This is a genomic window from Nocardioides sp. NPDC127503, assembly GCF_040302165.1.
Lineage (GTDB): Bacteria > Actinomycetota > Actinomycetes > Propionibacteriales > Nocardioidaceae > Nocardioides.
In genome coordinates this window covers 13,646-35,284 of sequence record NZ_JBEORH010000017.1, presented here as the reverse complement: position 1 = coordinate 35,284, position 21,639 = coordinate 13,646, and the positions used below count along the sequence as shown (strand labels likewise).

At 66.4% G+C, this 21,639-nt stretch carries 25 protein-coding genes and 1 tRNA gene; 17 read left to right on the top strand and 9 right to left on the bottom strand.

Annotated elements, in window-relative coordinates; all coding sequences use genetic code 11:
* Positions 1-30 precede the first annotated feature (30 nt).
* The 5 genes from ABTW65_RS27735 (at position 31) to ABTW65_RS27715 (ending at position 4,112) form a co-directional block, all read left to right on the top strand.
* Entirely contained in the window at positions 31-495 is a 465-nt protein-coding gene (locus ABTW65_RS27735) for a MarR family winged helix-turn-helix transcriptional regulator (RefSeq protein WP_350666200.1), read from the top strand.
* Positions 492-914 (top strand): winged helix DNA-binding protein, encoded by a 423-nt coding sequence (locus tag ABTW65_RS27730; protein WP_350666198.1) that lies wholly within the window; start codon positions 492-494, stop codon positions 912-914. Before ABTW65_RS27735 ends, ABTW65_RS27730 begins: the two co-directional genes overlap by 4 nt.
* A 10-nt stretch (positions 915-924) precedes the next feature.
* Positions 925-2,502, top strand: coding sequence for a phytoene desaturase family protein (locus tag ABTW65_RS27725; protein WP_350666196.1), 1,578 nt, complete (start codon positions 925-927; stop codon positions 2,500-2,502).
* Positions 2,503-2,601: 99 nt separating this feature from the next.
* A tRNA-Lys gene (locus tag ABTW65_RS27720) sits at positions 2,602-2,674 on the top strand.
* A 1,315-nt stretch (positions 2,675-3,989) separates the two neighbouring features.
* Positions 3,990-4,112 carry a hypothetical protein gene (locus ABTW65_RS27715; protein WP_350666194.1) on the top strand — a complete coding sequence of 41 codons (123 nt, stop codon included), beginning with the start codon at positions 3,990-3,992 and terminating at the stop codon, positions 4,110-4,112.
* A gap of 631 nt (positions 4,113-4,743) precedes the next feature.
* On the opposite strand, the gene ABTW65_RS27710 is transcribed toward ABTW65_RS27715, so the two are convergent.
* Positions 4,744-5,505, bottom strand: a complete 762-nt coding sequence (locus ABTW65_RS27710) for a PaaX family transcriptional regulator C-terminal domain-containing protein (RefSeq protein ID WP_350666193.1) — start codon at positions 5,503-5,505, stop codon at positions 4,744-4,746.
* A gap of 91 nt (positions 5,506-5,596) precedes the next feature.
* Between ABTW65_RS27710 and ABTW65_RS27705 the strand changes: the two genes are divergently transcribed.
* A complete protein-coding gene (locus tag ABTW65_RS27705) occupies positions 5,597-6,418 on the top strand; it encodes an SDR family oxidoreductase (protein ID WP_350666192.1) in 822 nt (273 codons plus the stop codon).
* Positions 6,415-7,128 (top strand): enoyl-CoA hydratase/isomerase family protein, encoded by a 714-nt coding sequence (locus tag ABTW65_RS27700; RefSeq protein ID WP_350666191.1) that lies wholly within the window; start codon positions 6,415-6,417, stop codon positions 7,126-7,128. The genes ABTW65_RS27705 and ABTW65_RS27700 overlap by 4 nt, the downstream gene beginning before the upstream one ends.
* On the opposite strand, the gene ABTW65_RS27695 is transcribed toward ABTW65_RS27700, so the two are convergent.
* Both ABTW65_RS27695 and ABTW65_RS27690 read right to left on the bottom strand, forming a co-directional pair.
* Positions 7,125-7,685 (bottom strand): TetR/AcrR family transcriptional regulator, encoded by a 561-nt coding sequence (locus tag ABTW65_RS27695; RefSeq protein WP_350666189.1) that lies wholly within the window; start codon positions 7,683-7,685, stop codon positions 7,125-7,127. The two genes, ABTW65_RS27700 and ABTW65_RS27695, sit on opposite strands and share 4 nt — an antisense overlap.
* Positions 7,686-7,862: 177 nt before the next feature.
* Positions 7,863-8,534: a biliverdin-producing heme oxygenase gene (locus ABTW65_RS27690; protein WP_350666187.1), complete on the bottom strand. Its 672-nt coding sequence runs from the start codon at positions 8,532-8,534 to the stop codon at positions 7,863-7,865.
* Positions 8,535-9,003: 469 nt separating this feature from the next.
* Here ABTW65_RS27690 and ABTW65_RS27685 point away from each other — a divergent pair, with 469 nt between their 5' ends.
* The 4 genes from ABTW65_RS27685 to ABTW65_RS27670 all read left to right on the top strand — a co-directional run bounded on the left by ABTW65_RS27685 (position 9,004) and on the right by ABTW65_RS27670 (position 13,372).
* Positions 9,004-10,314 (top strand): hypothetical protein, encoded by a 1,311-nt coding sequence (locus ABTW65_RS27685; RefSeq protein ID WP_350666186.1) that lies wholly within the window; start codon positions 9,004-9,006, stop codon positions 10,312-10,314.
* Between the two features lie 218 nt (positions 10,315-10,532).
* A complete protein-coding gene (locus ABTW65_RS27680; protein WP_350666184.1) occupies positions 10,533-11,420 on the top strand; it encodes a GmrSD restriction endonuclease domain-containing protein in 888 nt (295 codons plus the stop codon).
* A 103-nt stretch (positions 11,421-11,523) separates the two neighbouring features.
* Positions 11,524-12,774 (top strand): hypothetical protein, encoded by a 1,251-nt coding sequence (locus ABTW65_RS27675; protein ID WP_350666182.1) that lies wholly within the window; start codon positions 11,524-11,526, stop codon positions 12,772-12,774.
* On the top strand, positions 12,767-13,372 hold the full coding sequence (locus ABTW65_RS27670) for a class F sortase (RefSeq protein WP_350666180.1): 606 nt from the start codon (positions 12,767-12,769) through the stop codon (positions 13,370-13,372). The genes ABTW65_RS27675 and ABTW65_RS27670 overlap by 8 nt, the downstream gene beginning before the upstream one ends.
* Here the strand turns inward: ABTW65_RS27670 and ABTW65_RS27665 are convergent.
* The gene (locus tag ABTW65_RS27665) at positions 13,369-13,695 is read right to left on the bottom strand and encodes a GroES family chaperonin (protein WP_502890689.1); all 327 of its coding nucleotides are present in this window, start codon (positions 13,693-13,695) and stop codon (positions 13,369-13,371) included. The two genes, ABTW65_RS27670 and ABTW65_RS27665, sit on opposite strands and share 4 nt — an antisense overlap.
* 30 nt (positions 13,696-13,725) lie before the next feature.
* The gene (locus tag ABTW65_RS27660) at positions 13,726-13,983 is read right to left on the bottom strand and encodes a DUF3618 domain-containing protein (protein WP_350666179.1); all 258 of its coding nucleotides are present in this window, start codon (positions 13,981-13,983) and stop codon (positions 13,726-13,728) included.
* An 82-nt stretch (positions 13,984-14,065) separates the two neighbouring features.
* Between ABTW65_RS27660 and bcp the strand changes: the two genes are divergently transcribed.
* Positions 14,066-14,536 (top strand): thioredoxin-dependent thiol peroxidase, encoded by a 471-nt coding sequence (bcp, locus tag ABTW65_RS27655; RefSeq protein ID WP_350666177.1) that lies wholly within the window; start codon positions 14,066-14,068, stop codon positions 14,534-14,536.
* 3 nt (positions 14,537-14,539) lie between these two features.
* Here bcp and ABTW65_RS27650 read toward each other — a convergent pair whose 3' ends face one another.
* Positions 14,540-14,950, bottom strand: a complete 411-nt coding sequence (locus tag ABTW65_RS27650) for a hypothetical protein (RefSeq protein ID WP_350666175.1) — start codon at positions 14,948-14,950, stop codon at positions 14,540-14,542.
* Between the two features lie 657 nt (positions 14,951-15,607).
* Here ABTW65_RS27650 and ABTW65_RS27645 point away from each other — a divergent pair.
* The gene (locus ABTW65_RS27645; RefSeq protein WP_350666173.1) at positions 15,608-16,387 is read left to right on the top strand and encodes a DUF4145 domain-containing protein; all 780 of its coding nucleotides are present in this window, start codon (positions 15,608-15,610) and stop codon (positions 16,385-16,387) included.
* Positions 16,388-16,472: 85 nt separating this feature from the next.
* Here the strand turns inward: ABTW65_RS27645 and ABTW65_RS27640 are convergent, their stop codons facing one another.
* Together ABTW65_RS27640 and ABTW65_RS27635 are read right to left on the bottom strand one after the other, a co-directional pair.
* A complete protein-coding gene (locus tag ABTW65_RS27640) occupies positions 16,473-16,736 on the bottom strand; it encodes a hypothetical protein (RefSeq protein WP_350666171.1) in 264 nt (87 codons plus the stop codon).
* Positions 16,737-16,833: 97 nt separating this feature from the next.
* Positions 16,834-17,382 (bottom strand): hypothetical protein, encoded by a 549-nt coding sequence (locus tag ABTW65_RS27635; protein WP_350666170.1) that lies wholly within the window; start codon positions 17,380-17,382, stop codon positions 16,834-16,836.
* A 304-nt stretch (positions 17,383-17,686) separates the two neighbouring features.
* Between ABTW65_RS27635 and ABTW65_RS27630 the strand changes: the two genes are divergently transcribed.
* The 4 genes from ABTW65_RS27630 to ABTW65_RS27615 all read left to right on the top strand — a co-directional run bounded on the left by ABTW65_RS27630 (position 17,687) and on the right by ABTW65_RS27615 (position 20,978).
* Positions 17,687-18,673: a hypothetical protein gene (locus ABTW65_RS27630; RefSeq protein WP_350666168.1), complete on the top strand. Its 987-nt coding sequence runs from the start codon at positions 17,687-17,689 to the stop codon at positions 18,671-18,673.
* Complete coding sequence (locus tag ABTW65_RS27625; protein ID WP_350666166.1) at positions 18,660-19,898, top strand: hypothetical protein; 1,239 nt, start codon at positions 18,660-18,662, stop codon at positions 19,896-19,898. Before ABTW65_RS27630 ends, ABTW65_RS27625 begins: the two co-directional genes overlap by 14 nt.
* A gap of 95 nt (positions 19,899-19,993) precedes the next feature.
* Entirely contained in the window at positions 19,994-20,452 is a 459-nt protein-coding gene (locus ABTW65_RS27620; protein ID WP_350666164.1) for a hypothetical protein, read from the top strand.
* 19 nt (positions 20,453-20,471) lie between these two features.
* Positions 20,472-20,978: an AAA family ATPase gene (locus ABTW65_RS27615; protein WP_350666163.1), complete on the top strand. Its 507-nt coding sequence runs from the start codon at positions 20,472-20,474 to the stop codon at positions 20,976-20,978.
* Here the strand turns inward: ABTW65_RS27615 and ABTW65_RS27610 are convergent.
* Entirely contained in the window at positions 20,975-21,625 is a 651-nt protein-coding gene (locus ABTW65_RS27610; protein ID WP_350666161.1) for a deoxynucleoside kinase, read from the bottom strand. The genes ABTW65_RS27615 and ABTW65_RS27610 overlap by 4 nt on opposite strands.
* Positions 21,626-21,639: the final 14 nt, after the last annotated feature.

The following is a 21,639-nucleotide window of genomic DNA, read 5'->3' as shown; positions in this document are numbered from 1 at the left end:
TGTTTATGATCAACATGTACGGTTTCTCCCATGAAGAAGCAGACGATCGGATACGTCGCGTGGCGCCTCGCCATGCGTCTTCGGGTGTCGATGGACAGAGCGCTCGCGCCCCTGGGACTCACCCATGCGCAGTACTCGCTCATCGCCTCCCTCCACGGCCTCAGCGCCTCGGAGGCGCCATCCCAGAAGCAGTTGGCCGACCTCACCGGACTCGAGCCGATGTACGTCTCCAAGCTCGCCCGCCAGCTCGAGACGAGGGGCTGGATCGAGCGCGTCCGCGACACCAGGGACACCCGAGCCGTACGCCTCGTCATCACGCCCGAGGGCACCGAGGTGACCCGCGAGGCGATCGCGGTGACCAGCCGGCTGCTCGACCAGCTCACCGCACCGCTCGGCGGCCGCAACAGCCGTCGCGCCGCCGAGGCGCAAGCAGCGCTCGAGGCGATGCTCGCCGCCCCCATCGACACCGATCCCACACCTGGAGACCGATCATGACCGTTGCCACGCCCCCTCTCACCGGCGCCAACCTCGGCGTCGCCTACTTCGCCCTGCGCAAGAACCTCCTCAACGTGCTCGACTACTACGACCTGACCTTCGAGCAGTCGCTCCTGCTCAACTACCTGCGCCAGGGCGACGCCTCGCGTGCCGATCTGGTCACGGCGACGGCCGACAACATCAAGATCTCCGCGGCCGAGGTCGAGTCGCATCTCGACGCCGCGATCGCGCGCGGCCTGATCGCCGACGGCCTCACCCTGACCGAGGAGGGTGACCGTCTCCAGCAGCAGATCACCGAGCGTGTCCAGCCGCTGACCAGGTCGTTCTTCGCCGACATCCCGGCCGAGGACCTGGTCGTGACCGCCCGCGTCCTGGCAACCCTCACCGAACGGGCCAACGCCGCTCTGGCCACCTCCTAGTATCGGGGCCATGGCACAGGAGAAGTACGACGTAGTGGTAGCCGGCGGCGGTCACAACGGCCTCACCGCCGCGGCCTATCTGAGCCGGGCGGGCCTCTCGGTCCTGGTGCTCGAGCGGCTCGACCACGTCGGGGGTGCCGCGATCTCGGCGCAGGCGTTCGAGGGCTTCCCGACCCGGCTCTCGCGCTACTCCTACCTGGTCTCGCTGCTCCCCGAGCAGATCCGCACCGACCTCGGCCTCGACATCGAGCTCGCGTCACGGCAGACCGCGTCGTACTCGCCCTACCTCGACGGCTCGCGGGCCACCGGCCTCCTCGTGGAGACGCCGGAGGGCGAGGCCACCGCGGCGAGCTTCCGCGCGGTGACGGGGTCGAACGAGGAGTACGCCGCGTGGCAGTCGTTCTACGACGAGGTCTCCGACCTCGCCCGGGCCGTCGCCCCCACCCTCACCTCCCCGCTTCCCACCGGTGCCGCGATCCGCTCGGAGGTGGGCGCGCCGATCTGGCGTGACATCGTCGAGCGGCCGCTCGGGGAGGCGATCGAGCGCCGCTTCGCCAACGACCTGGTCCGCGGCGTGGTCGCCACCGACGCCCTGATCGGCACCTTCGCCGGCCTCGGCGAGACGAGCCTGATCCAGAACCGCTGCTTCCTCTACCACCTGATCGGCAACGGGACCGGCGAGTGGCGCGTGCCGATCGGCGGCATGGGCGCGGTCACCGGAGCGATCGCCAAGGCGGCGTACGCAGGTGGCGCGCAGGTCCTCACCGGCGCAACCGTCACCTCGATCCGCGGCGGTGCCGTCGGCGAGGGCGCCGAGGTGACCTGGACCGACGCTTCCGGCTCCCACACCGTGGCCGCCGACTACGTCCTCTCCGGCCTGGCTCCGTACGTCCTCGACGGCCTCCTCGGCCGAACCCCCTCCGCCTCGACCAAGCCGGTGGGTGCCCAGCTCAAGATCAACATGCTCCTCGAGCGCCTCCCCCGGCTGCGCTCCGGCGAGGACCCGAAGGTCGCCTTCGCCGGCACCCTCCACCTCGGCGAGTCCTACTCGGAGCTCGAGAAGGCGTACGCCGAGGCTGCCGCCGGCTCGGTGCCGACCGAGATGCCGGGCGAGGTCTACTGCCACTCGCTGACCGACCCCTCCATCCTCGGTGACGTCCCGCCCGGCACCCAGACCCTCACCTACTTCGGCCTGCACGCTCCCGCGACCCTCTTCGAGGACCCGGCCACGCGTGAGGAGCGCAAGGCGCAAGCGGTCGAGCGCGCCATCGCCTCCCTCGACCGCCACCTGCTCGACCCGATCTCCTCCGTCGTCGCGCGGACTGTGGATGGCGAGCCGTGCATCGAGGCCAAGATCCCCCAGGAGATCGAGGCAGACCTGGCCATGCCCGGCGGCCACATCTTCCACGGCGACCTCGCCTGGCCCTGGGCCCCCGACGACGCCGACCTGACCACTCCCGCCGCCCGCTGGGGCGTCGCCACCGACGTCGGCACTGTGCTCGTGTGCGGCTCGGGCGCCGTGCGCGGCGGCGCCGTCTCCGGCCTCGGCGGCCACAACGCCGCCCAAGCCGTCCTGGAGCTCCGCTGACCACGCCGTTGATCCAGCACAGCCTCGATTTGGGGCGTATCCGAGCCCGCTGCTAATGTTCTTCTCGTCGCCGAGCGCGCCTGACGGGCCGGATGACATGCGCCATTAGCTCAATTGGTAGAGCAGCTGACTCTTAATCAGCGGGTTGTAGGTTCAAGTCCTACATGGCGTACATCGAAACCGGCCCTCACCTGCACTTTCAGGTGAGGGCCGGTTCTTTGCTATCTAAACCGGGACACACAATTGGGCACACAAAGCCCTGATTAGCTCGCCTTCTGGACGGGATCGTCGTCCTCCTCTCCTCCCGCCTGGTCCGAATTCGATGGTGAGATCGATGGTGAGATAGATGACATCGACCTGCAGATGGCTCTCGACCTGCGGTGGCAACGTCTCGCCGCGGACGCCGCTGATCTGGCTGCCAATCTGGCCGAATGGCGATCGATCCCGGGCTGGTGGCATGCGCGGTACGGAGCCGCCGATGAACCCTGAGAACCTTCTCTGCTGACTCAAGGCGCGCTGCGCGCCCCCGTCCTGCCGGCCACGGGCCAAAACGAGAAGAGCGCCCCGGCCCGAAGACCAAGACGCTCCCTCTCCACCCACCGACGAGCAGCTGACGGCTAGACCGCGACCCCGAGCACGAAAGCCCGAGGCCACGGCACCAGCAGCACACCGTCGTGGTGTCACCCTCTGCGCGCTCCTTCCACCGGAAGGAGACTCACAACCAGAAGTCACCCCTAAGCTGCCCTGCCAGCACTCACCACGGTAACCAAGCAAGCGCTACGGATGCACACCCCTCGGTGCTACCCCAGATCAGGTATAGATCACGGACCAAGACCTATGGCCGTAGCGACGTCGAGAAGCCCAGGCCTACGGTCACACGTCGGGGCAGCCACCTTTCGAGGTCCGGAACCTAGTTGGGTCGCTGCTCAGATCCCCATAGGGGCCCGCTCTGACATGGTCAGGGCGGGCCTTTGGCCGCTGCCCCGACCCCGACCGGCAATGCTGGCAACTGCCTTTCCTGCCGTCTCATCGCCGCGCTGAAGAGCAGGCGGGCGCGGTCCTGGGAACGGATCCCCAATCTGGGCAATGGACGCCCGGCGCATTGCGGCGCACGGCGAAGGGGCCCTCATCTACTCCGGGCCTCGCTCATTCCATGGGCGGGACCTGGACTGTGCCCGCCACCTCCCAGCGGGGTGCTACGGGCACACAAACGGGTTGCATTCATTTCCGGGCCAGTTCAAGCGACGCGGACAAAGTTGCGGACACAGTGAATGCGGCTCGGGTCCGCTCATGCCGCGGATTGTTCTCCGTGCCAAACTCTGCATATGGGCTGGTGGCGCGTCGTGAGGACCGAAAACGGTCGCAGGGTCGCACCACGTTGGGTGATTCGAAGTCACCTCCCCGACTTGCTGCCGAGCTTGCTCTGGCGGCGGGGCTTGGTGCTTTTGGGCGGCCGACTCCACTTCTGCGTGGGCCATCTCGAGTCCGTGCACCGCACCATCGAATGGAAGTCCACCGATTGGCTCGTCGGCTACCGCACGTTCGTGGGGCCGCACCGTGAGCGGGAGACGACCCGATTCGACGATCCGGACTCGTACGCCGCCGAGTAATCGAGCAGGACGTGCCCGCACGTGCCGCATTGGGAGTGGTCCGGGAGTCTTAGACCCAGTTCAGAGCCGAGCCTCACTGACTCCTCAGAACCTCCGCCAGTCGCACACCGCACCGACTAGGGTGCAGCCGTGATCCAGCGCTTTCTCGTCCGCTTGGTCAGGCCCCGGTGGCTCCTCCCCGCAGGCCTCGGATTCGCCGTGTTCGGCATCGTCGAAGACACCGCGTGGTGGGCGCTCACCCTTGCCGCGACGTTATTTCTGCCCCTCGCCCTCGCTACTTGGGTTCAAGACCGCGATCACAAGCTCGAGGAGCAACGCAAGGGAAGAAGTACGAGACTCCACAGCCTGACCACCACGAGTGACCCGACCGCAACTCATATCCCTGCCCAAAATGCTCGAGAGCTAGGCGACAAAGAGGACCAGAAACCCCCGCTAGCGGACGGGACCTCGTGCCCCGGGCCTGCGGCCCTGGCGCCGGCACGTCCCCGCACTCCGTCGCGACGGCACCGGGCAAACGAGAAGAGCGTCTCGGCTCCATAGACCCAGCCCTCTCGACCGACCACAGGCGCGGCCGAACCAGCCAGACGCTAGACGGGCCCGCCGAATCGCGATCAGACGGCTCCGCATGCCACTAGCGTCGCTCACTCGGCGGCGAGCCCTCGGTGAGCGCTTGGCGAGTGTCGATCAGCCAGTCTTTGTAGTCGAGGTGCGCCTTGCGCAGGGCGGGACCTGGCCAGTCTGCGGGAAGCAGTTCGTCGGGCAGGGCGGGGTCCTCGAGCAGGTGGCGCACGGACGTCGCGCAGGCGGTGAACCGGAGTACGGGGTCGTCGGTGGCGGTGGCGGCGAGCAGCTCGCGCGCTCGGTCGGCCCAGGCGGTCAGGCCCCACAGCCTCCCGGCAAGCTCCGCAGGGTCGGTCGTGGGCCGCATCGTCAGCCGCTCACACAGGCCTGCGAGGTGGTCGGTCCAGGCGAGGTCGAGGTTGGCCGGGCGTACCCAGACACCCTCACGCAGCTCGGCCAGGCGGAGCTCTGTGAGCGTCGCGCGGAGGCTCGCACGGTCGGCGGCGGAGCGGCCGGTGGCGGTCACCACGACCATGTCCCAGTCGCCATCCCAGGCGCTGGTCTGCACGTGGATCGCCGCCTCCTGGCGCCGCTGACGTTGGCTCAACCTCTCGGAGAGCTGGTATCTCCCGTCCGCGGTTCGGACCAGGTCGTCGGCGGCGACCATGCGGGAGAGCGCGACCCGGACCGTCGTCTCCGAGAAGCCGACCAGACCTCCGCCCGCGACGAGCTCACGGGCGGACAACGTCGGCACCTCAGCACCCATGAGCAAGCCCAGGAGCGCCGAGCGGGCGGACACAGGGCGAAGGGCGTCGGCGGTGGTCGATGACATCGCTCCGGATCTTACATGAACTCCGCATCCGCAGATGATGTGTTATTTACAACACCCTCACAGCCGCAAGCAGCCTGTAATGTCCCGAAGCATGACCCTTACTGGACGCACCATCATCATGTCGGGCGGCAGCCGTGGCATCGGCCTGGCCGTAGGCATCGCCGCGGCAAAGCTGGGAGCCAACGTCACGCTGCTGGCGAAGACGGACAAGCCCGACCCGCGGCTCCCCGGCACCGTTCACACCGCCGCCGCCGAGATCGAGGAAGCCGGCGGTCAGGCGCTGGCGGTGGTGGGGGACGTACGTGACGAGGCCTCCGTGGAGAACGCGGTCGCGCAGACCGTCGAGCGGTTCGGCGGCATCGACATCGTGCTCAACAACGCCTCAGCGATCGCGCTCGACGGCACGGAAGACCTGCCGATGAAGCGCTTCGACCTGATGACCCAGATCCAACTGCGCGGGACGTACCTGCTCACCAGCAAGTCACTTCCCCACCTGCGCGCATCGGCCAACCCGCACATCCTGTCGCTGTCGCCGCCGGTCAACCTATCGCCGCAGTGGCTGGGCAGACACCCGGCGTACACCCTGGCGAAGTACGGAATGAGTCTGCTGACACTCGGCTGGGCGGCGGAGTATGCCGAGCACGGCATCGCTGCCAACTGTCTGTGGCCGGAGACCCTCATCGCCACCGCCGCGGTGCAGAATCTCCTCGGCGGAGATGCAGCGGTGGAGAGGTCGCGTACGCCCGAGATCGTCGCCGACGCCGCCGTGGAGATCCTGGGGCGCCCCTCGCGCGAGTGCACCGGCAACACGTTCCTGGATGTGGACGTGCTCCGGGATGCTGGCGTCACCGACTTCTCGAAGTACGGCGGGACCGGCGAACTGGAGTACGACATCTTCGTGGACCGGTCGTGACGAGCCTCGTACGGGAGCGGCGCGGAGACGTCGAGATCCTCCGGCTCAACCGCCCCGAGAAGCGAAACGCCCTCGACACCCCGACGCTCCGCCTGCTCAACGACGCGCTGCAAGAGTTGTGCGATGACAGCGAGGTTCGCGCTGTCATCCTCTCCACAACGTCTCCCGATGCCTTCTGCGCAGGCGCGGACGTCAGCGAACCCCTGGACGCAGCGGGCGGGGTCGTCCGGATGGAGGCGTTCGCGGAGCTCTACCGGCTCGTCGAGCAGGTGCCCGTGCCGACGATCGCTGTCTGTGTCGGCAACTGCGTGGGTGCCGGCGCCGAGATCATCGCCGGCTGCGACCTGCGCGTGGCCGGGGAGAATCTGAAGCTGGCGTGGGCGGGCGCTCGGCTGGGCGTTCCGGTCGGACCGGCCCGACTGACCCAGCTCGTCGGCCTCTCGCGCGCGAAGGAGCTGATCTACACCGGGCGCCCTGTCGGCGCGGACGAGGCGGTCGCGATCGGCCTGGCCCAGCGTACGGCTCCGGCCGACGAGGCCGAGGCGATCGCTCTCGAGCTGGCAGGGCTCGTCGCGCGTCAGTCGTCTGACGGGATTCGCACCTTGAAGGAGATGTTTCGCGAGCTCGAGGGCACTGCCGACCGCATCACGTACGAGAACGAGCGGCTGCTGGACTTCCAGAGGAACAGTGTCGGACTGCCGCAGGGCTAGCTGCCGACGGCGCGAAGGACGAACTCCTCGATCCGCTCGGCGGGAAGGTGGCGGGTGCCGAGAACCGCATGAACGAGGGCGAGAGTGGCGTCGACGTCGGTGACGGCGAAGACGCCTTGCTCGGCACCCTGCTCGAGGATCTCAGCGAGGACCTGCTCGACGGCGACCACGTGCTCACGGATCTCCTGGCGCGCTTCCTCGGGGAGCCCGCCGTAGACCTGCGGGCCGAACCCCATGTGGAACTTCTCGCCGAGGGTGAGGTGGTTGCGTACGTAGATCCGCAGCCGTTCAGCCGGCTGATCGCTCGCGGCGAGCTGAGCCTGCAGGGACGCGACGTACTCCGAGGTCTCGTGGGTCGCGAACGCCACCATCACCGCGTCACGGTCCTTGAAGTGGTGGTAGATCGCGGTGCGCCCGATCCCCGCGCGCTGCGCCAGCTTCGACATGCTGATGGCGTCGTAGCTGCCCTCGGCCATCAGCTCCGCGAACGCCGCGAAGATCCGCTCGCGCACCAGTCTGCGGTGCTCGGGGACGTTCTCGGCGGCGATACGGGGCACGAGGACGAACCTTAGTGTCCCAATCCGAAAGGCCGTGCCGTAGGTCGTGCGATGCGTGCGTGCATCGCAAGGCGGCGTCGCGACGGCATACCGGGTGTCTTCCGAGCGATGCCAACGCAGCGAGGTGCGTGCGCAGCGTGCGACCTACGGTGCGGAATTGAGGTGCGGGACACTCATTCACCTGCGATAGGCGTCGAGGCGGCCGGCGAGCTCCTCGAAGAGAGCCTGGTTGAGGCCGAAGGCGACCTGGACCTCCTCGACGATACGGATCTTCTCCGCGGGGTCGAGGGGCAGCGCGTCGAGGCGGGCGCGGTAGCCGTCCTTGTAGGGCTTCGGCTTGGGGATCTCGGCGAACTCGTAGAACGCCACGCCCTCGCCGTCGAGCTCGAAGAACCGGTCGAGCAGCCGGCCGATCGCCTGGCCACCGGAGAGGTCACCCAGGTAGCGGGTGTAGTGGTGGGCGGCGTAGAGACCGCCCCAGGCGCGGGTGGCCTCGATCCGAGCGACGTACGCATCGGCAGCAGCCGACTCCACGGCATCACCCTCGATACCTGGCGCCCACACAGCCAGGTCGGCATCGATCGCGGCCAGCCGCTCCAGGGCGACGTCATGGACGGCCTCGGCGACGGCATCCGTCGCGGCCAGGTCCCGGCCCACCGTCTCGAGCGCGACGTAGACCTTGCGCAGGCACAGCAGGTAGTCGGCGTACCCCTGCTCGTTGACCCGGCCGGCCAGCAGCTCCTCCATGAACGAGGAGCTCTCAGCAGCGGTGTGCTGGATCCGGGACCCCTCCCGCATCAGCGCGGAGAGTGGAGCGTCGGGCATCTCATCGGCGAGGAGGGCGGACATGTGTGCTCCAGTCAGGGTCGGGCAGCGATCGGCGGTCCGGCAAAGATACTGACACACTGTCAGAAAGTCGGCAAGGTTTTAGTTAGGTCACCCTAACAAAACCGCCCAAAGCGGTGAGCAAACGCGCAACAGATCGGCTTGTGGAGATGCCTACAGAACATTGTTCACGAATCCGAGAGGACAACGTGATGACCACAACTTGCCCAGGCATCTCAGACGTTCAAGTTTCGATCCCGACGAAGATCCACAAGGGGTCCGATGAGGTGCTCGAAGACGAGGTGTTGCCGCGAAAGTTACGGCCGATTTCGCGGGTCATCGAGGCCCTGCGTACGCCTATGCACCCGCGATCTGACGTGGCTAGACTCCCCGCTTCGTCACGGCGAGTCACAGCAACCGGGGGGCTGCAGAGGCTGACTTCTACTCGTCGTGCCCTGTCATCGACAGTTATCAACACCATTGGAGAAGTCACTTGCGCTCCCCACTCTCGGTCCGCGGAGCCGCCCTTGTTGCGGCGACCGCGATGATCGGTCTTTCCGTGACCGCGGCCCCGGCGACTGCGGCGGAGAAGAAGCCGCAGGCCAAGGCATCGTCGGTCGCTCTGACCGTCAACGTGTCTGACAAGGTCAAGGCCGACACCGGCCGCTACACCGCCACGTACAACGGCAAGAAGACCGTCAACTCGGGCACCAACAAGCCGGCTCTGCCGCTCCTCGCGGGCGACCAGCAGCTGCTCTCGGTCGGCGTCTTCGCCCAGGACGCGGCCGCCGCCCTCCAGAACGGCACCGCCTACTCCGGCGCCTGCTCGGCCCTGGCCGGCAAGGGCGCGACCCTGGTCGCCATCGGCGACGGCTCCAGCTGCGTCAAGCCGGGCGAGGCCGTCACGGTGAACCTCGCCGAGCTCGACCTCCAGAAGCTGGGCGCCACCACCGACTACCTGCTCAACGACGAGAGCAAGGACTTCCACGTCAAGCTCGGCCCGGTCAACGACCTGGTGCAGACCGTCGTCTCCGGCGTGCTCACCAAGGTCGGCGGTCTCTCGGTCGGCGTCGACCTCGACGCCGCGGAGAGCACCTGCATGGCGCAGGGCAGCAAGTTCAAGGGCAACACCCAGCTCAAGAACGCCGCCGTCACCGTCAACGTTCCCGGCAAGGGCGACATCAAGGTCGCCGACCTGCCGGCGAACCCCAAGAAGAACACGACGGTCGTGCCGGACCTCTCGCCGGTGACCGACGCCGTCCTCGGCCGCGTCGACACGCTGCTCCAGTCGGGCCTCAAGAACGACGTCGGGCTGGGCGACATGAGCGTCTCGATCCGCATCGACCTGATCGAGCACATCAAGGAGCAGCTGGCCGTGCTACTCAAGGGCCTCGAGACCGACCTGGTCAAGCTCACCATGAACAAGCAGGACAAGACCGCCAAGTCGCTCGAGGTGTCCGCCCTGGACATCAACGTCCTCGACGCCGTGAAGAAGGTCGGCGCCCCGACCGCTGCCAAGGTCGCCATCGGCACCAGCACCTGCGGCACCAACGGCCTCACCGCCTCCGAGGAGAAGGCCGCGGCCACCGGTGACAAGAAGAACGTCGACGTCGTCGTCTCCGGCGACAAGTCCGACCCGGACTCGAGCGTCGCGGTGAAGCCGGACAACGCCCCGGCCAACGCCGAGCTCAACCTGCTCTCGTCCCCGGCCGCCAAGGGCGGGTTCGCCGCCGGCGCGCTCGTGCTGCTCGTCGCCGCTGCTGCCGCCACCCGGTGGTTCCTGCTGCGCCGCGCACACGCCTGATCCGCTGATCAGGACTCCCCTGTAGGACCGTTGTAGAACCCGCAACACCCGCATCCCGGGCCAAGGCTCCAGCCTCGGCCCGGGATGCGCTCTTTTTTGTCCGGAAGGCGGCGGATTCCGGGCGGCGCGCCTGCGTGCCGCCAACCGTGGGATCCGACAAAGTTGGGCCGCCCCCGATGCTCCCCAGAGCTCTTCCCCCAACTCTTCGGAGTCACCTCATGCTGCGCCCGCTGGCGACCTTGCTCGCCGTCGTACTCCTCTGCTCCGGCTGTATAGAGGTCGCCGAACCCGACACCGCCGTCCAAGCCGGATACGGCGCCGACAGCGGCGAGGAGGTCAGCCTTCCGCTGACCGACGCCATCGCGAAGCTCCCCGTCGCCAAGGAGGTCACCTCCGGCTACGAGCGCGAGAAGTTCAACCACTGGGTCGACGCCGACGGCGACTGCCAGGACGCCCGCACCGAGGTGCTCCTCGAGGAGTCGAAGAAGAAGGCGCGCGGCCGATGCGATGTCACCAGGGGCGAATGGCTCTCCACGTACGACGGGGTCACCGTCAAGCGCCCCGGCGGCCTCGACATCGACCACATGATCGCGCTCAAGGAGGGCTGGGAGTCCGGCGCCGACGCCTGGACCGACGAGCAGCGGGAGGCGTACGCCAACGACCTCGGCGACCCGCGCGCACTCATCGCCGTCACCGCCGCGACCAACCGCAGCAAGGGCGACCAGGACCCGGCCGACTGGATGCCGGACGCCGCGAGCTACCACTGCACGTACGTCGCCGACTGGGTCGCCATGAAGATCCGCTGGAGCCTCTTCGTCGACCGTGCCGAGAAGGCCGCGATCGAGGACATCGCCGCCGACTGCGACAACCCCGAGATCACCGTACGGCTGGCCGGGCCGGCCCAGGGCGATCCGACCCCGAGCGACCCGGCCACGGGTGACCCGGAGCAGAGCGCCGCTCCCGCGGGCGGCTCGGGTGACGACCCCCGTTTCGACACCTGCGCGAAGGCGACCGCGAAGGGCTACGGGCCCTACCGGAAGGGCCGCGACGCCGAGTACGCGTGGTACCGCGACGGCGACAAGGACGGCACCGTCTGCGACAGCTGACTGACGCCCGGATTCCGCAGGTCAGAAGCGATACCCCAGCCCGTAACGTACGAGGCTCCTCTGCCGTTGAGTGTGACGAAGGTCAAAGGGAGAGGGAATTTACGTGCGCACAACACTCATCGCGCGGGGAGCCGCCGTGGCGGCCGCAGCCGCCATGGTTGCCTTGTCAGCCGCACCTGCGAGTGCCGCCACGGTGTCGCAGGCGTCCGCAACCGCGCTGAGCCTCGAGCTCGCCGGCACCGGGGCGACCGACTCAGGCACCTATGCCGTCACCAACGACGGCTCCACCGAGTCCGCCAAGGGCACCAACGAGCCGCTCATCACCGCGCTCGCAGGCCAGGACGCGATCCAGGCCGGCACGCTGGCCCAGGACGCGGTGGCCAAGAAGAACGCCACCTCGGCAGCCTGCTCGGGTCTCGCCGGCGACGGTGCGACCCTGGTCGCGGCCGGGTCCGGCGACTGCCTCAGCGGCGGCGACAACATCTCGCTCGACGCGGGCAGCCTCGACTTCTCCGACGTCGAGCTCGTCTCGTCCGGTCTCTTCCAGGGCGTCGACAAGCAGCTGATCACCGCGCTGAAGGATGCGGGGTTGAGCCAGACCGCGGTCACCGACCCGCTCTCGGCAGCGCTCAAGCAGGTCCTCGCGGCGCTGGGCGACCCCGGCCTGCACCTCGACCTCGGCGCCGTGCAGAGCAGCTGCACCGCCGACAAGGACAAGGCCTCCGGCGACAGCAGCCTGGCCAACAGCAGGGCGTACGTCACCGTCCCGACGATGGGCGACGTCACCTTGGTCGACCTTCCGGTCGACCCTGACGTCAACCAGAAGGTCGTCACCGACCTGACCGGCGCGACCGACGCGATCCTGGATGCTCTGCGCACCCAGTTCACCAACGCCCTGCAGGGCGCGCTGGCGCCTGCCAACGGGGGGCTCGACCAGCTTCAGACGCAGGTGCTCGACACGGCCCTCGGTCAGATCGAGTCGCAGCTCGCGCCGCTCGAGGACAACGTCCTCGACATCACCCTCAACGCCCAGAACACCTCCCCGGGCGCGATCACGGTGACCGCGCTCGACGTGAAGGTCCTCCCGGCAGCAGAGGCGTTCGTCGGCAGCAGCCTGGCGCACCTGACCATCGGCACCAGCAGCTGTGGCCCGAACAGCCCAGCCACGAAGACGGTCGTCAACAAGCCGCCCAAGGCAGCCAACCCGCCGGCTTCGGTCCCGACCGTCGTGACCGCCGGCATGGAGAGCTACGACGACGGCAGCGCCGGACGCATCGCTCTGGTCACCCTGCTGCTCCTCGCGGCCACGGGCGCCGGTGTGGCGACGTACGTCCGCATGTTGCGGCGTGGCTGACACCTCTGCCGACTCGCCGCCGCGGCTTGCCGCGGCGGCGGGTGGCCTCTGGACCTCGTTGGTCGTGCTCGCCGTCGCGATGGTGCTGGCCGGACTGTTGTGGCCCAGCGGCAGCGCGGCAGTGGAGGTGCCACCCGGCGCCCCGCAGCGCCTCGAGCTTCCCGGGCTGAACACGAAGGCGAAGGTCGTCCCGATCCGGCTCGACGGCGAGGTGCTCGACCCGCCGCGCAACCCGCGCGAGATCGGCTGGTGGGTCGGCAGCGCCAAGCCCGGCTCAGCGCAGGGTCAGACCGTGGTCACCGGCCACACCGTGCACACCGGCGGCGGCAGCCTCAACAAGCTCGACCACATCGAGAAGGGGCAGGAGGTCGACATCGTCACCAAGGACGGCACCTTCCAGCACCAGGTCGACTCCGTCGAGGTGCTCAGCCGCAAGGAGCTCGCCGAGCAGGCCCAGCGGCTCTTCGGGCAGGACCACGGCGACGGCCGGCTGGTGATCATCACCTGCACCGACTGGAACGGCTCGAGCTACGACAGCAACGTCGTCGTGCTGGCGCATCGGTTCAACGCACTGCCCAAGGCTCAGAAGAAGAGCTAGAGGTAGAGACCCGTCGACTCGTCGCCGATCCGCTCGGCCGCGACGGCGTGCACGTCGCGCTCGCGCATCAGGACGTACACCTCTCCGGCGACCTCGACCTCCGGCTTGTCGTCGGCGTCGAAGAGCACCCGGTCGCCGATCTCGACGGCCCGCGCGTGCGGGCCGACCGCGACCACCCGTGACCAGGTGAGCCGCCGGGCCGCGCCCATGGCAGCGGTCGCCGGGATGACGATGCCGCCCGAGGAGCGACGCTCACCGGCGTCGGACCCGACCTCGACCAGCACCCGGTCGTGGAGCATCTTGATGGGGGTCTTGTCGGTCACGTCCGTCGTTGCCTTGCCGGTGGGGAGTGGTCAGCTGACCTTGCTGATCTTACGCAGCGTGGCCATGAGCACGACGGTGCCCACCACCCCACCGACGGTCTTGGCGATGTTGCCCATCTTCGGCTCGCCGGAGACCGGGTCGACGTAGACCGCCTTGAAGGCCGCCACCTGGCGCTGAACGATCGTCTTCGGGCTGCCCCGGTAGATCAGCTCGTCGATGGTGCCTGCGAGCCGGTCGCGGATCTCTTCGATCTCGGACTCGAGCGAGGAAGTCTGGTCCTTGGACATGCGCAGACCTTAGCAACCGGCGTACGTCCACTGCGCGCTCCACCGCTGCGGTTCGCCTGGGAATGTTCGCTAGGTTGGCTCCATGACGCGTCTCGAGCCGGGCGATGTGGCCCCCGACTTCACTCTTCCTGACGACACCGGCGCGGAGGTCTCGCTCAGCAGCCTCCGCGGCCGCAAGGTGATCGTCTACTTCTACCCCGCCGCGATGACCCCCGGCTGCACCAAGCAGGCCTGCGACTTCACCGACTCGATCGACTCGCTGAAGGCCGCCGGCTACGAGGTCATCGGCGTATCAAAGGACAAGCCCGCCAAGCTCGCGAAGTTCCGCGAGCGTGACGGGCTGACCATCACCCTGGCCTCCGACGAGGACCTCTCGGTGCACAAGGCGTACGACGCCTTCGGCGAGAAGAAGCTCTACGGCAAGGTCGTCGAGGGCGTCATCCGCTCGACGTTCGTGGTCGATGAGGAGGGCAAGATCGAGGTCGCGCAGTACAACGTCAAGGCGACCGGTCACGTCGCCAAGCTCCGCCGCGACCTCGGCCTCGCCTCGTAGGTCTTACTGCTGGTCGTCGGGCTTCTGGAAGTCCGGCGGAGGAGGTACGTCCTCCCCCGGGATCTCCTTCGGCGGCTCGACGACCACGGGGCCGGTGCCGGCGCTCCACTTGGCACCGGTCTCCATCAGCCACTCGCCCGCCTGGGCGGCGACGTCGGTGGCGGCAGCGCCGACCTGGAGCAGACCCGACAGGGCCTGGTTGCGCGGCGTGTCCGCGTCGGGTGCGGACGCCATAGCGGCCCGCTTGGCCTCGATCTGAGCCTTGAACTCGCCGGCCTTCACCACGGCCTTCTCGCCGCCGGTGACAAGGTGAGGTGCCGACTTCACCTTGGCGTCCTCAACGGCAGGCTTGGCGCCCTCGACGCCCTTCTGGACGCCATCGCGCCAGTTGGACGCGTTGTCCTTGAACGACATGACTTCATCCCTCTTCCTGGATGGGGTGTTGTTCTTCCATCCTTGAGGGTCGAGGGTCTGTTGTCCATGGGGATCGACCCTGGTGCGCCCCGGGTCGGACCCGGACTCTGTGTGCAGGTCATCACACGTTATTCCAAATCCGTCAACAACATGTCCTTGCTGGACCGTTGCCTGGCCGTTGCATCGCAGCCTCATCGAGAGACTGGGATACGTCCGACGCCTCGGCTCCTCCGAGATCGCCTCACTGACAAGGATCGAGCTGTCATCGTCGAAGCCTACGTCCGGCGGCGCCACGACCCGTGCCATGGCTGCGTACTACAGCGTCAGCGACTACTCGATCCGCAAGGTGCTCCGTCACGCGGGCGTCACTGGATCTGGTCGCAGTGTCTCGCCGGACGTTGAGCGACAGATTCGTGGCCTCCTGTTCTATCCCACAGGCGGCACGTGAGTTCGGGATCCCAGAGACAACGGTCCGGCTTGTTCTGGAAAGACCACCCCGGAGCGATGTCCAGCCATGACTGGGGTGGTCCTCGGACCGGTACGCCCCGCCTACAACACGATGAGGGCTGGTCACCCGGGACAGTCTGAAACGGGTCCGTGTGGTTCTGGAGCAAAAGTCGATCGCAATGGCAGCCAGGTGTTCTACGCTCCATTTCTATGTCCGTGGATCCCGCCCTTCGAACTCTCGCCCAGGTGATTGAGTCCGAGCAACCCTGGCCCCGTCCGAGATGCCCTTCATGCGATGCGGGACACATCCGCTTCGATCAACCTGTCGATGCAGAGAGCCATGCATCTGCCTCGTCACGCGATCACCCCGCCTTCGAGCCCGAATGGATACGCGGGACGTTCGCGCTCTTGGGCGCGTGCGAGAACCCCGACTGCCGTCAAACGGTCCACGGCACGGGTGACTACACCGTCGATTACTCCAAGAAGTCCGCCCCCGACAACCCGTGGGAGCAGCACGGACCCGCATACTCGGCCTACTACCAACTGACACATCTCCACCCACCGATGCTGTTGATGCCTATCCCAGCTTCGGCGCCCGAGGTAACCCAGGAGGCTGTCCGGCGTGCATCCCGGGTCCTGTTCGCAGACCCAGGGCTAGCTGCCACCGCGCTGCGCGCTGCCGTCGAGAGGTTCATGTCCGCCGAGGGCATTGCGGCCACGTGGCCATCAGGAAAATTTCGGAGCGCACATAGCCGGATCAAAGAATGGGGAGAGGCCGATCCTAATCGAGACCGGGTTGCCAACCTCCTCTTCGCGGTCAAGTGGCTCGGCAACGCAGGCACACACGAGGATTCCGATCTGACCGTCTCCGAGGTTCTCGACGGCGCAGGTCTTCTTGACGAAGCATTCCACCGGCTATACACCGGCCCTGACATCGACGCTCGTGCCCAGAACATCAACACAGCTGAGGGCCCACACCGTCCGGTCTGACTCGCCCCCTGGTGTCCCGCATTCAGATGCCGGGGCGCGACGCCTCACCGCAACCGCAACGCTAGGGAGGCCGAGTAACTCGGCGTCAGTCCCCGCTAAACAGCTCTACGATCTTCGCCTCGAAGGCATCGCCGGCCTGTCGAGAGGCCCGTTCGTGGGTATCCACTTGCGGGGTGGAGATCAGCTTGCGGCCTCCAAAGCGAATCTCCGCGTGCCATCGGTCTGGGCTGACGACATCACACACGACGACGGCCCGAAACTGCAGCCGCGGCAGGGACTCCGTCCAGGTGGCACCAAGTTCGATCAGACGATTGGCGTGGGTGCGTTCAACGCGCGTGCTGTACCTCATCGCTCGCCCCTAGCCCAGCAGGCCGCGGGATGCGGCTCGCTACCTCGAACTTGTCCAAGATCTTCTCCAAGCGCTGGATGGCAGGTTCGGACGCGGTCTAGCGGGCGTAGGCCAGCATCAGGCTGCGGTCGTAGGCGCCGGCTGCCTGGAGATCTTCGAGGTGGCCGCGAACCACCCGAGCGGAGATGTCATCCGACCAGCCCTTGTAGCCCTCGTAGACGATTCCCTCGAGCGCCTTCTGCGCCTCGGCGCTCAGCGCGGCATCCATGACCTCGCCGGTCGCTACGTTGTACGCGCCGGTGACCTTCGCCCAGGGCTCCATTTCGCCCGGAACCCACTCGACTAGCACGATGACGCTCTTCTCGAGGTGGTGGAGCTTCTCCATGGTCTTGAACCTCGGACACCAGACCATCACCACGCCTCCGTCGGCGATGTGGCCACTGCGCTCGGTCACAATGGTCAGTTTGGCGAGCTCGGCGTGGTGCGTCGCACTAATCTTCTGCGGCGTAAGAACGGTGAGCGGCAGCTGGCGCGCACGCGCAACGGCCAGGCCCAGCTCCTTGCCCAGCGTCAGGCTGTCCTTAACCTCGCCGCGCGGTACGTAGATGTAGCGGTGGTTGTGCGCCTCGTCGAGCAGATCTGACATGCTCCATCCCTTCTGTCATTCCCCTGGATCTGAGGGGAGAGGGCGGCACCGACAGTTTGCCGACCGTGGCCTAGCAAGGCGTGCACTTGCGACATCGGCCAGCACCGGCCGAGTGGGGACCGTGCAGCCTCCCGGCGACACAGGCAACGGGCATCAGGCAGGCCTCGCGGTTTCCACCAGCCAACGCTTGCTTCCCCGGACGGCACTAACAGCAACGATGGTGCCGCGATTTGATGATTGTTCAGTGATCGCTCCGCACCAGCACAGCAGTTTCGTACGCTTGTAGTGCATAGGAGGAGGCTGGGTGGCCGAGTTCATCGACACTGACCGCGCGTCGGCTGACCTTCGATCACGCATGATCGACCTAGAACGTCGCGCCGTTTCTCTCACCAGGTTCTCTAGTAGTGAGCAGAGCAATGACCTTTCGGAGGCGCCGAACTGTGATGGGTTCGGTCGTATCCACACTTTCAGCGAGGACGCATTCGACGACTGGCCGGCCAATCCGCTACCGATCCGGCCTGCCGTTCGCGCTTTGGGCCTGGGGGCCAAGACGACCCTGCGTAGTCAGGTGTTTCAGAACTCGGGTTGCAACTGGCGCTGCTGGTACTGCTACGTGCCCTTTGCCGACCTAACTGCGAGGCGCGGGTCCATGGTGTCGGTGGCACGGTTGGTCGACTGGACACTCGAGGCACATGCCGAGCCACACATGGTGGACCTAAGCGGTGGCCAGCCAGACCTCACCCCAGAGTGGGCGGTGTGGTTCCTCGAAGAGCTAGATCAACGCGACGTCGACCACGTATACGTCTGGTCAGACGACAATCTGAGCACCAACTACCTCTGGACCATGCTCTCAGATCAGCAGCGAGCACTACTCGGGGAGCACCCGCGGTACGGCAGAGCCTGCTGCATCAAGGGGTATGACCCTGAGTCGTTCTCGTTCAACACCTTGGCGACGCCAGCGATGTTCCAACGCCAGCTAGACATCCTCGGGCGTCTACGCACAGAGACCAAGATCGACTACTACGTATACCTGACCATCACCTCGAAGACGACTGCCGACCTTACGCAGAAGATGCGCGTCTTTGTCGACCAGCTCCAAGCGCTGCACGAGTGGCTGCCGTTGCGCTGTGTACCGCTGAAGGTCCTCGAGTGGGGTCCGGTAACCCAACGACTTACCGCAGATCGGCGGCACGCCCTGCGCAACCAGCACGCCGCAGTCGATGCATGGCAAGAAGAGATGTCTCGACGATTCCCCGGCACGACTCCAGCGATCGAAGATGTTCCCCGCTGAAGTGCCGACCTCGGAGGCGAGCTTTCGTCGCTATGTCGAGTGGCTGATCCGTCGGCACAGCCAGGAGGTGAGCACGCTTGAAGGGCTGGTACGCGTTTGCCAGGGCGCTTACCCGACCATGGTGCAGAGCATCGCGCAACGCCTCATGATGTCCGAGCCCGGGGCGATGCGTCCGAACGTCTTGCTTCAGAGCTCAAGCTCGACCGGTGATCTGGCTGCCGCCGCTAGCCGCCTTCCTCTCCCACATCCGCTGGACTTCGAATGGCGGTTCTCGACGACCGGTTGTCGTGCCATCGGTGACTTCCTGGAGGCTGCGGCGCGCCCCGGCGAAGCGGTCGCATTGCTGGGCACGCCAGGGCTTGCCGAGCACTTCGCCAGGCTCAATGTTGGCGGCATGCCTACCTTGTTCGAGCGTCGAGACGAAGCGTGCGCAGCCCTGGAGTCAATCTCGTCGTTGGAGGTTGTTAGGGGGAGCCTGCATGAGACATCGCATGCGCATGCCGGCCGCTTCGCGGCTGCAGTTGCGGATCCTCCCTGGTATCGGGAGATCAGCGAGGTCTTCCTGCTTCAAGCAGCTCGGCTCCTGATTCCTGGCGGCGTTCTACTGTTCTGCGCGCCGGCGTTGGCGACCCGACCCGGCCTGCCAGGAGAGCGGGCGCACCTAACGGCTGTGGCGCTAGCCGCTGGGTTGGTCTTGGAGCGAGTCGAGCCCTCTCAGATCCAGTACGAATCACCGCCCTTCGAGATCGCCGCGCTCGCTGCGGCCGGGATGCCCAGGTTCGACTGTGGATGGCGCCATTGCGACCTGCTGCAGTTCCGTCGCATGCCCACCGAGACGGATTCCAGCCCAGCCCAGCCCAACGGACACCGGGAGAACCTCACTGAGTGGCGTGAGGTCCAAGTAGGGCGCGGGCGAATCCGTATCGATCTATCACCCGCCTCAACTGCTGAGTCATCCGAGGGGCCACTGCTGGCCTCGGTTGTGCCTGGCGACGTGCTGGACAGTGTCTCGAACCGCGATCCGCGGCGGGTGGGCGTCAATGTCTGGACGACAACCAATAGAGTCTTCCGCACGAGAGACCCTGCAGCCCTACTTGCCGGCCTTCACGCAGTCGCCGGCTTAGACGGAGCCAGCGGGGTCCCAACGAAAGACGAGCACACGGTTGCGGCAACGGAACTGATCGAACAAGAGATTCGACTACTGCGTTCAATCGGAATAGAATAGATAGAGTCTATATGAATACTCTGGATGCAATCCAATCGTATCTTCGCGGTTCACACTCCTCGTCGTCCGATGCGGTTTCTCTCGATGATCTCCAGATGTGGGCCAACGAGTTGGACGCCAACATCCATGTCGCGATCATGACCGAGCCTTACTTGTCGAAGGTCCGTTCTGGCGAGAAGTACATCGAGTCCCGTCTGACGAAGGTCAACATCTCCCCCTTCCGGCGCGCCGCCGAGGGAGACATCGTCTTGTTCAAGCGCTCCGGCGGCGCAATCTTGGCCATGGCGTTGATCGAACGCGTGGAGTTCGAGCATCTGACCGCCCCCGACGGACCGGCATCCCTTGCTGAGAAATACGCCGATGGCCTGGGCTACGAGCCGGGCTACGTCGAGACCAAGCAGCACGCGAAGTTTGCCAGTCTGCTGTGGCTGCGCGAGGTTCGAGACCTGCCTGCGACACCGTTGGAAAAGCGAGGGCGTCAGGCCTGGGTCACTCTTCACGCTGGTCATCAATGTGACTCAGCCAAGTTCGACCCCTCGAGCATGCTCTTCTAGAAAGATGCGCCCCGTTGTTGTGACCGGACCGATGGCCGTCGGCAAGTCCACGGTCGCCGGCAAGGTCGCCATGTCCAATGACAGCGTGCTGTTGTCGTTTGGCGATCTTGTTCGTGCGGAGGCTCAGCAGAGGGACCTGAGCAGAGATCGTGCGACGCTCCAGGAGCTCGGCCAGGAACTTCATACGAGGTGGGGACCACGCGGACTAAGCGAGGCTTTGCTGCAAGAGCGGCGAGCTGACGTAGTGATCGAAGGCGTCCGGCATCTCGACGTTCTCGAAGCGCTGCACGCACTCATGCCGGATCTGGTTGTGGTCTTCCTGACCGCGCCTCCCGATGTCCTGGATGAGCGCTGGACGGCCCGGGGCGCAACCGGCGCCCGCACCGCAGCCACGATTCACGGGGTCGAGAGCGAACTCGACCTACTCCGGAACCACGCCTCCGTAATCATCGATACCGCGCAGATTTCATCCGATGCCGCAGCCCAGATGATCACTGTTGCCGCGCGAGCGACGGTTGCGACTTAGCCAGTAGCCGAGCCCAGCCGCCGCTGCACCTGCTTGTAAAGCAGTTCCAACGAACGTTCATCGGTACGGTAGTCATTTGCCTCAGCGTCGACTCGCAGTACCGGGCAGCGATCAAAGGTGGAGACCCAATCGCGGTAGGCGCCTTGGATACGATCCAAGTATTCGACGGTGAGTTCCTGCTCGAAGGCTCGTCCGCGCGCAGTGATACGTCTGCGTAAGACGTCCGTGGGCGCCTCAAGGTAGATCAGGATTGACGGTGGCGGCAGCACTCGCTCAAGTACGTCGTACAGGCTACGGAAGACCGCATAGTTGTCCTCCGGTGTAATGCCATCGGCTCGAGCTAGATCAACGAACAATCGGTCTTCGTACAGGCTCCGGTCGAACACACCTCCGCGGCCCGACGTGGTCGCATCAAGGATCGCCTGGCTGCGCGAGCCCAGGAAATACATGTTCAGGTGGAAGGCCCACCGAGGCATGTCAGCGTAGAACCGGTCGAGGTACGGATTGTCACCGACGCTCTCCTCGATCAGGGCGAGGCCCAGCCGGTCGGCCAAGCCGCGAGCCAACGTTGACTTGCCGCTGGCGATGTTTCCCGCGAGCACAACCTGCAGTCCGCCATACCCGCCGCCAGGCCCCTCGGTCGCCATCTGTATCCCTTCAG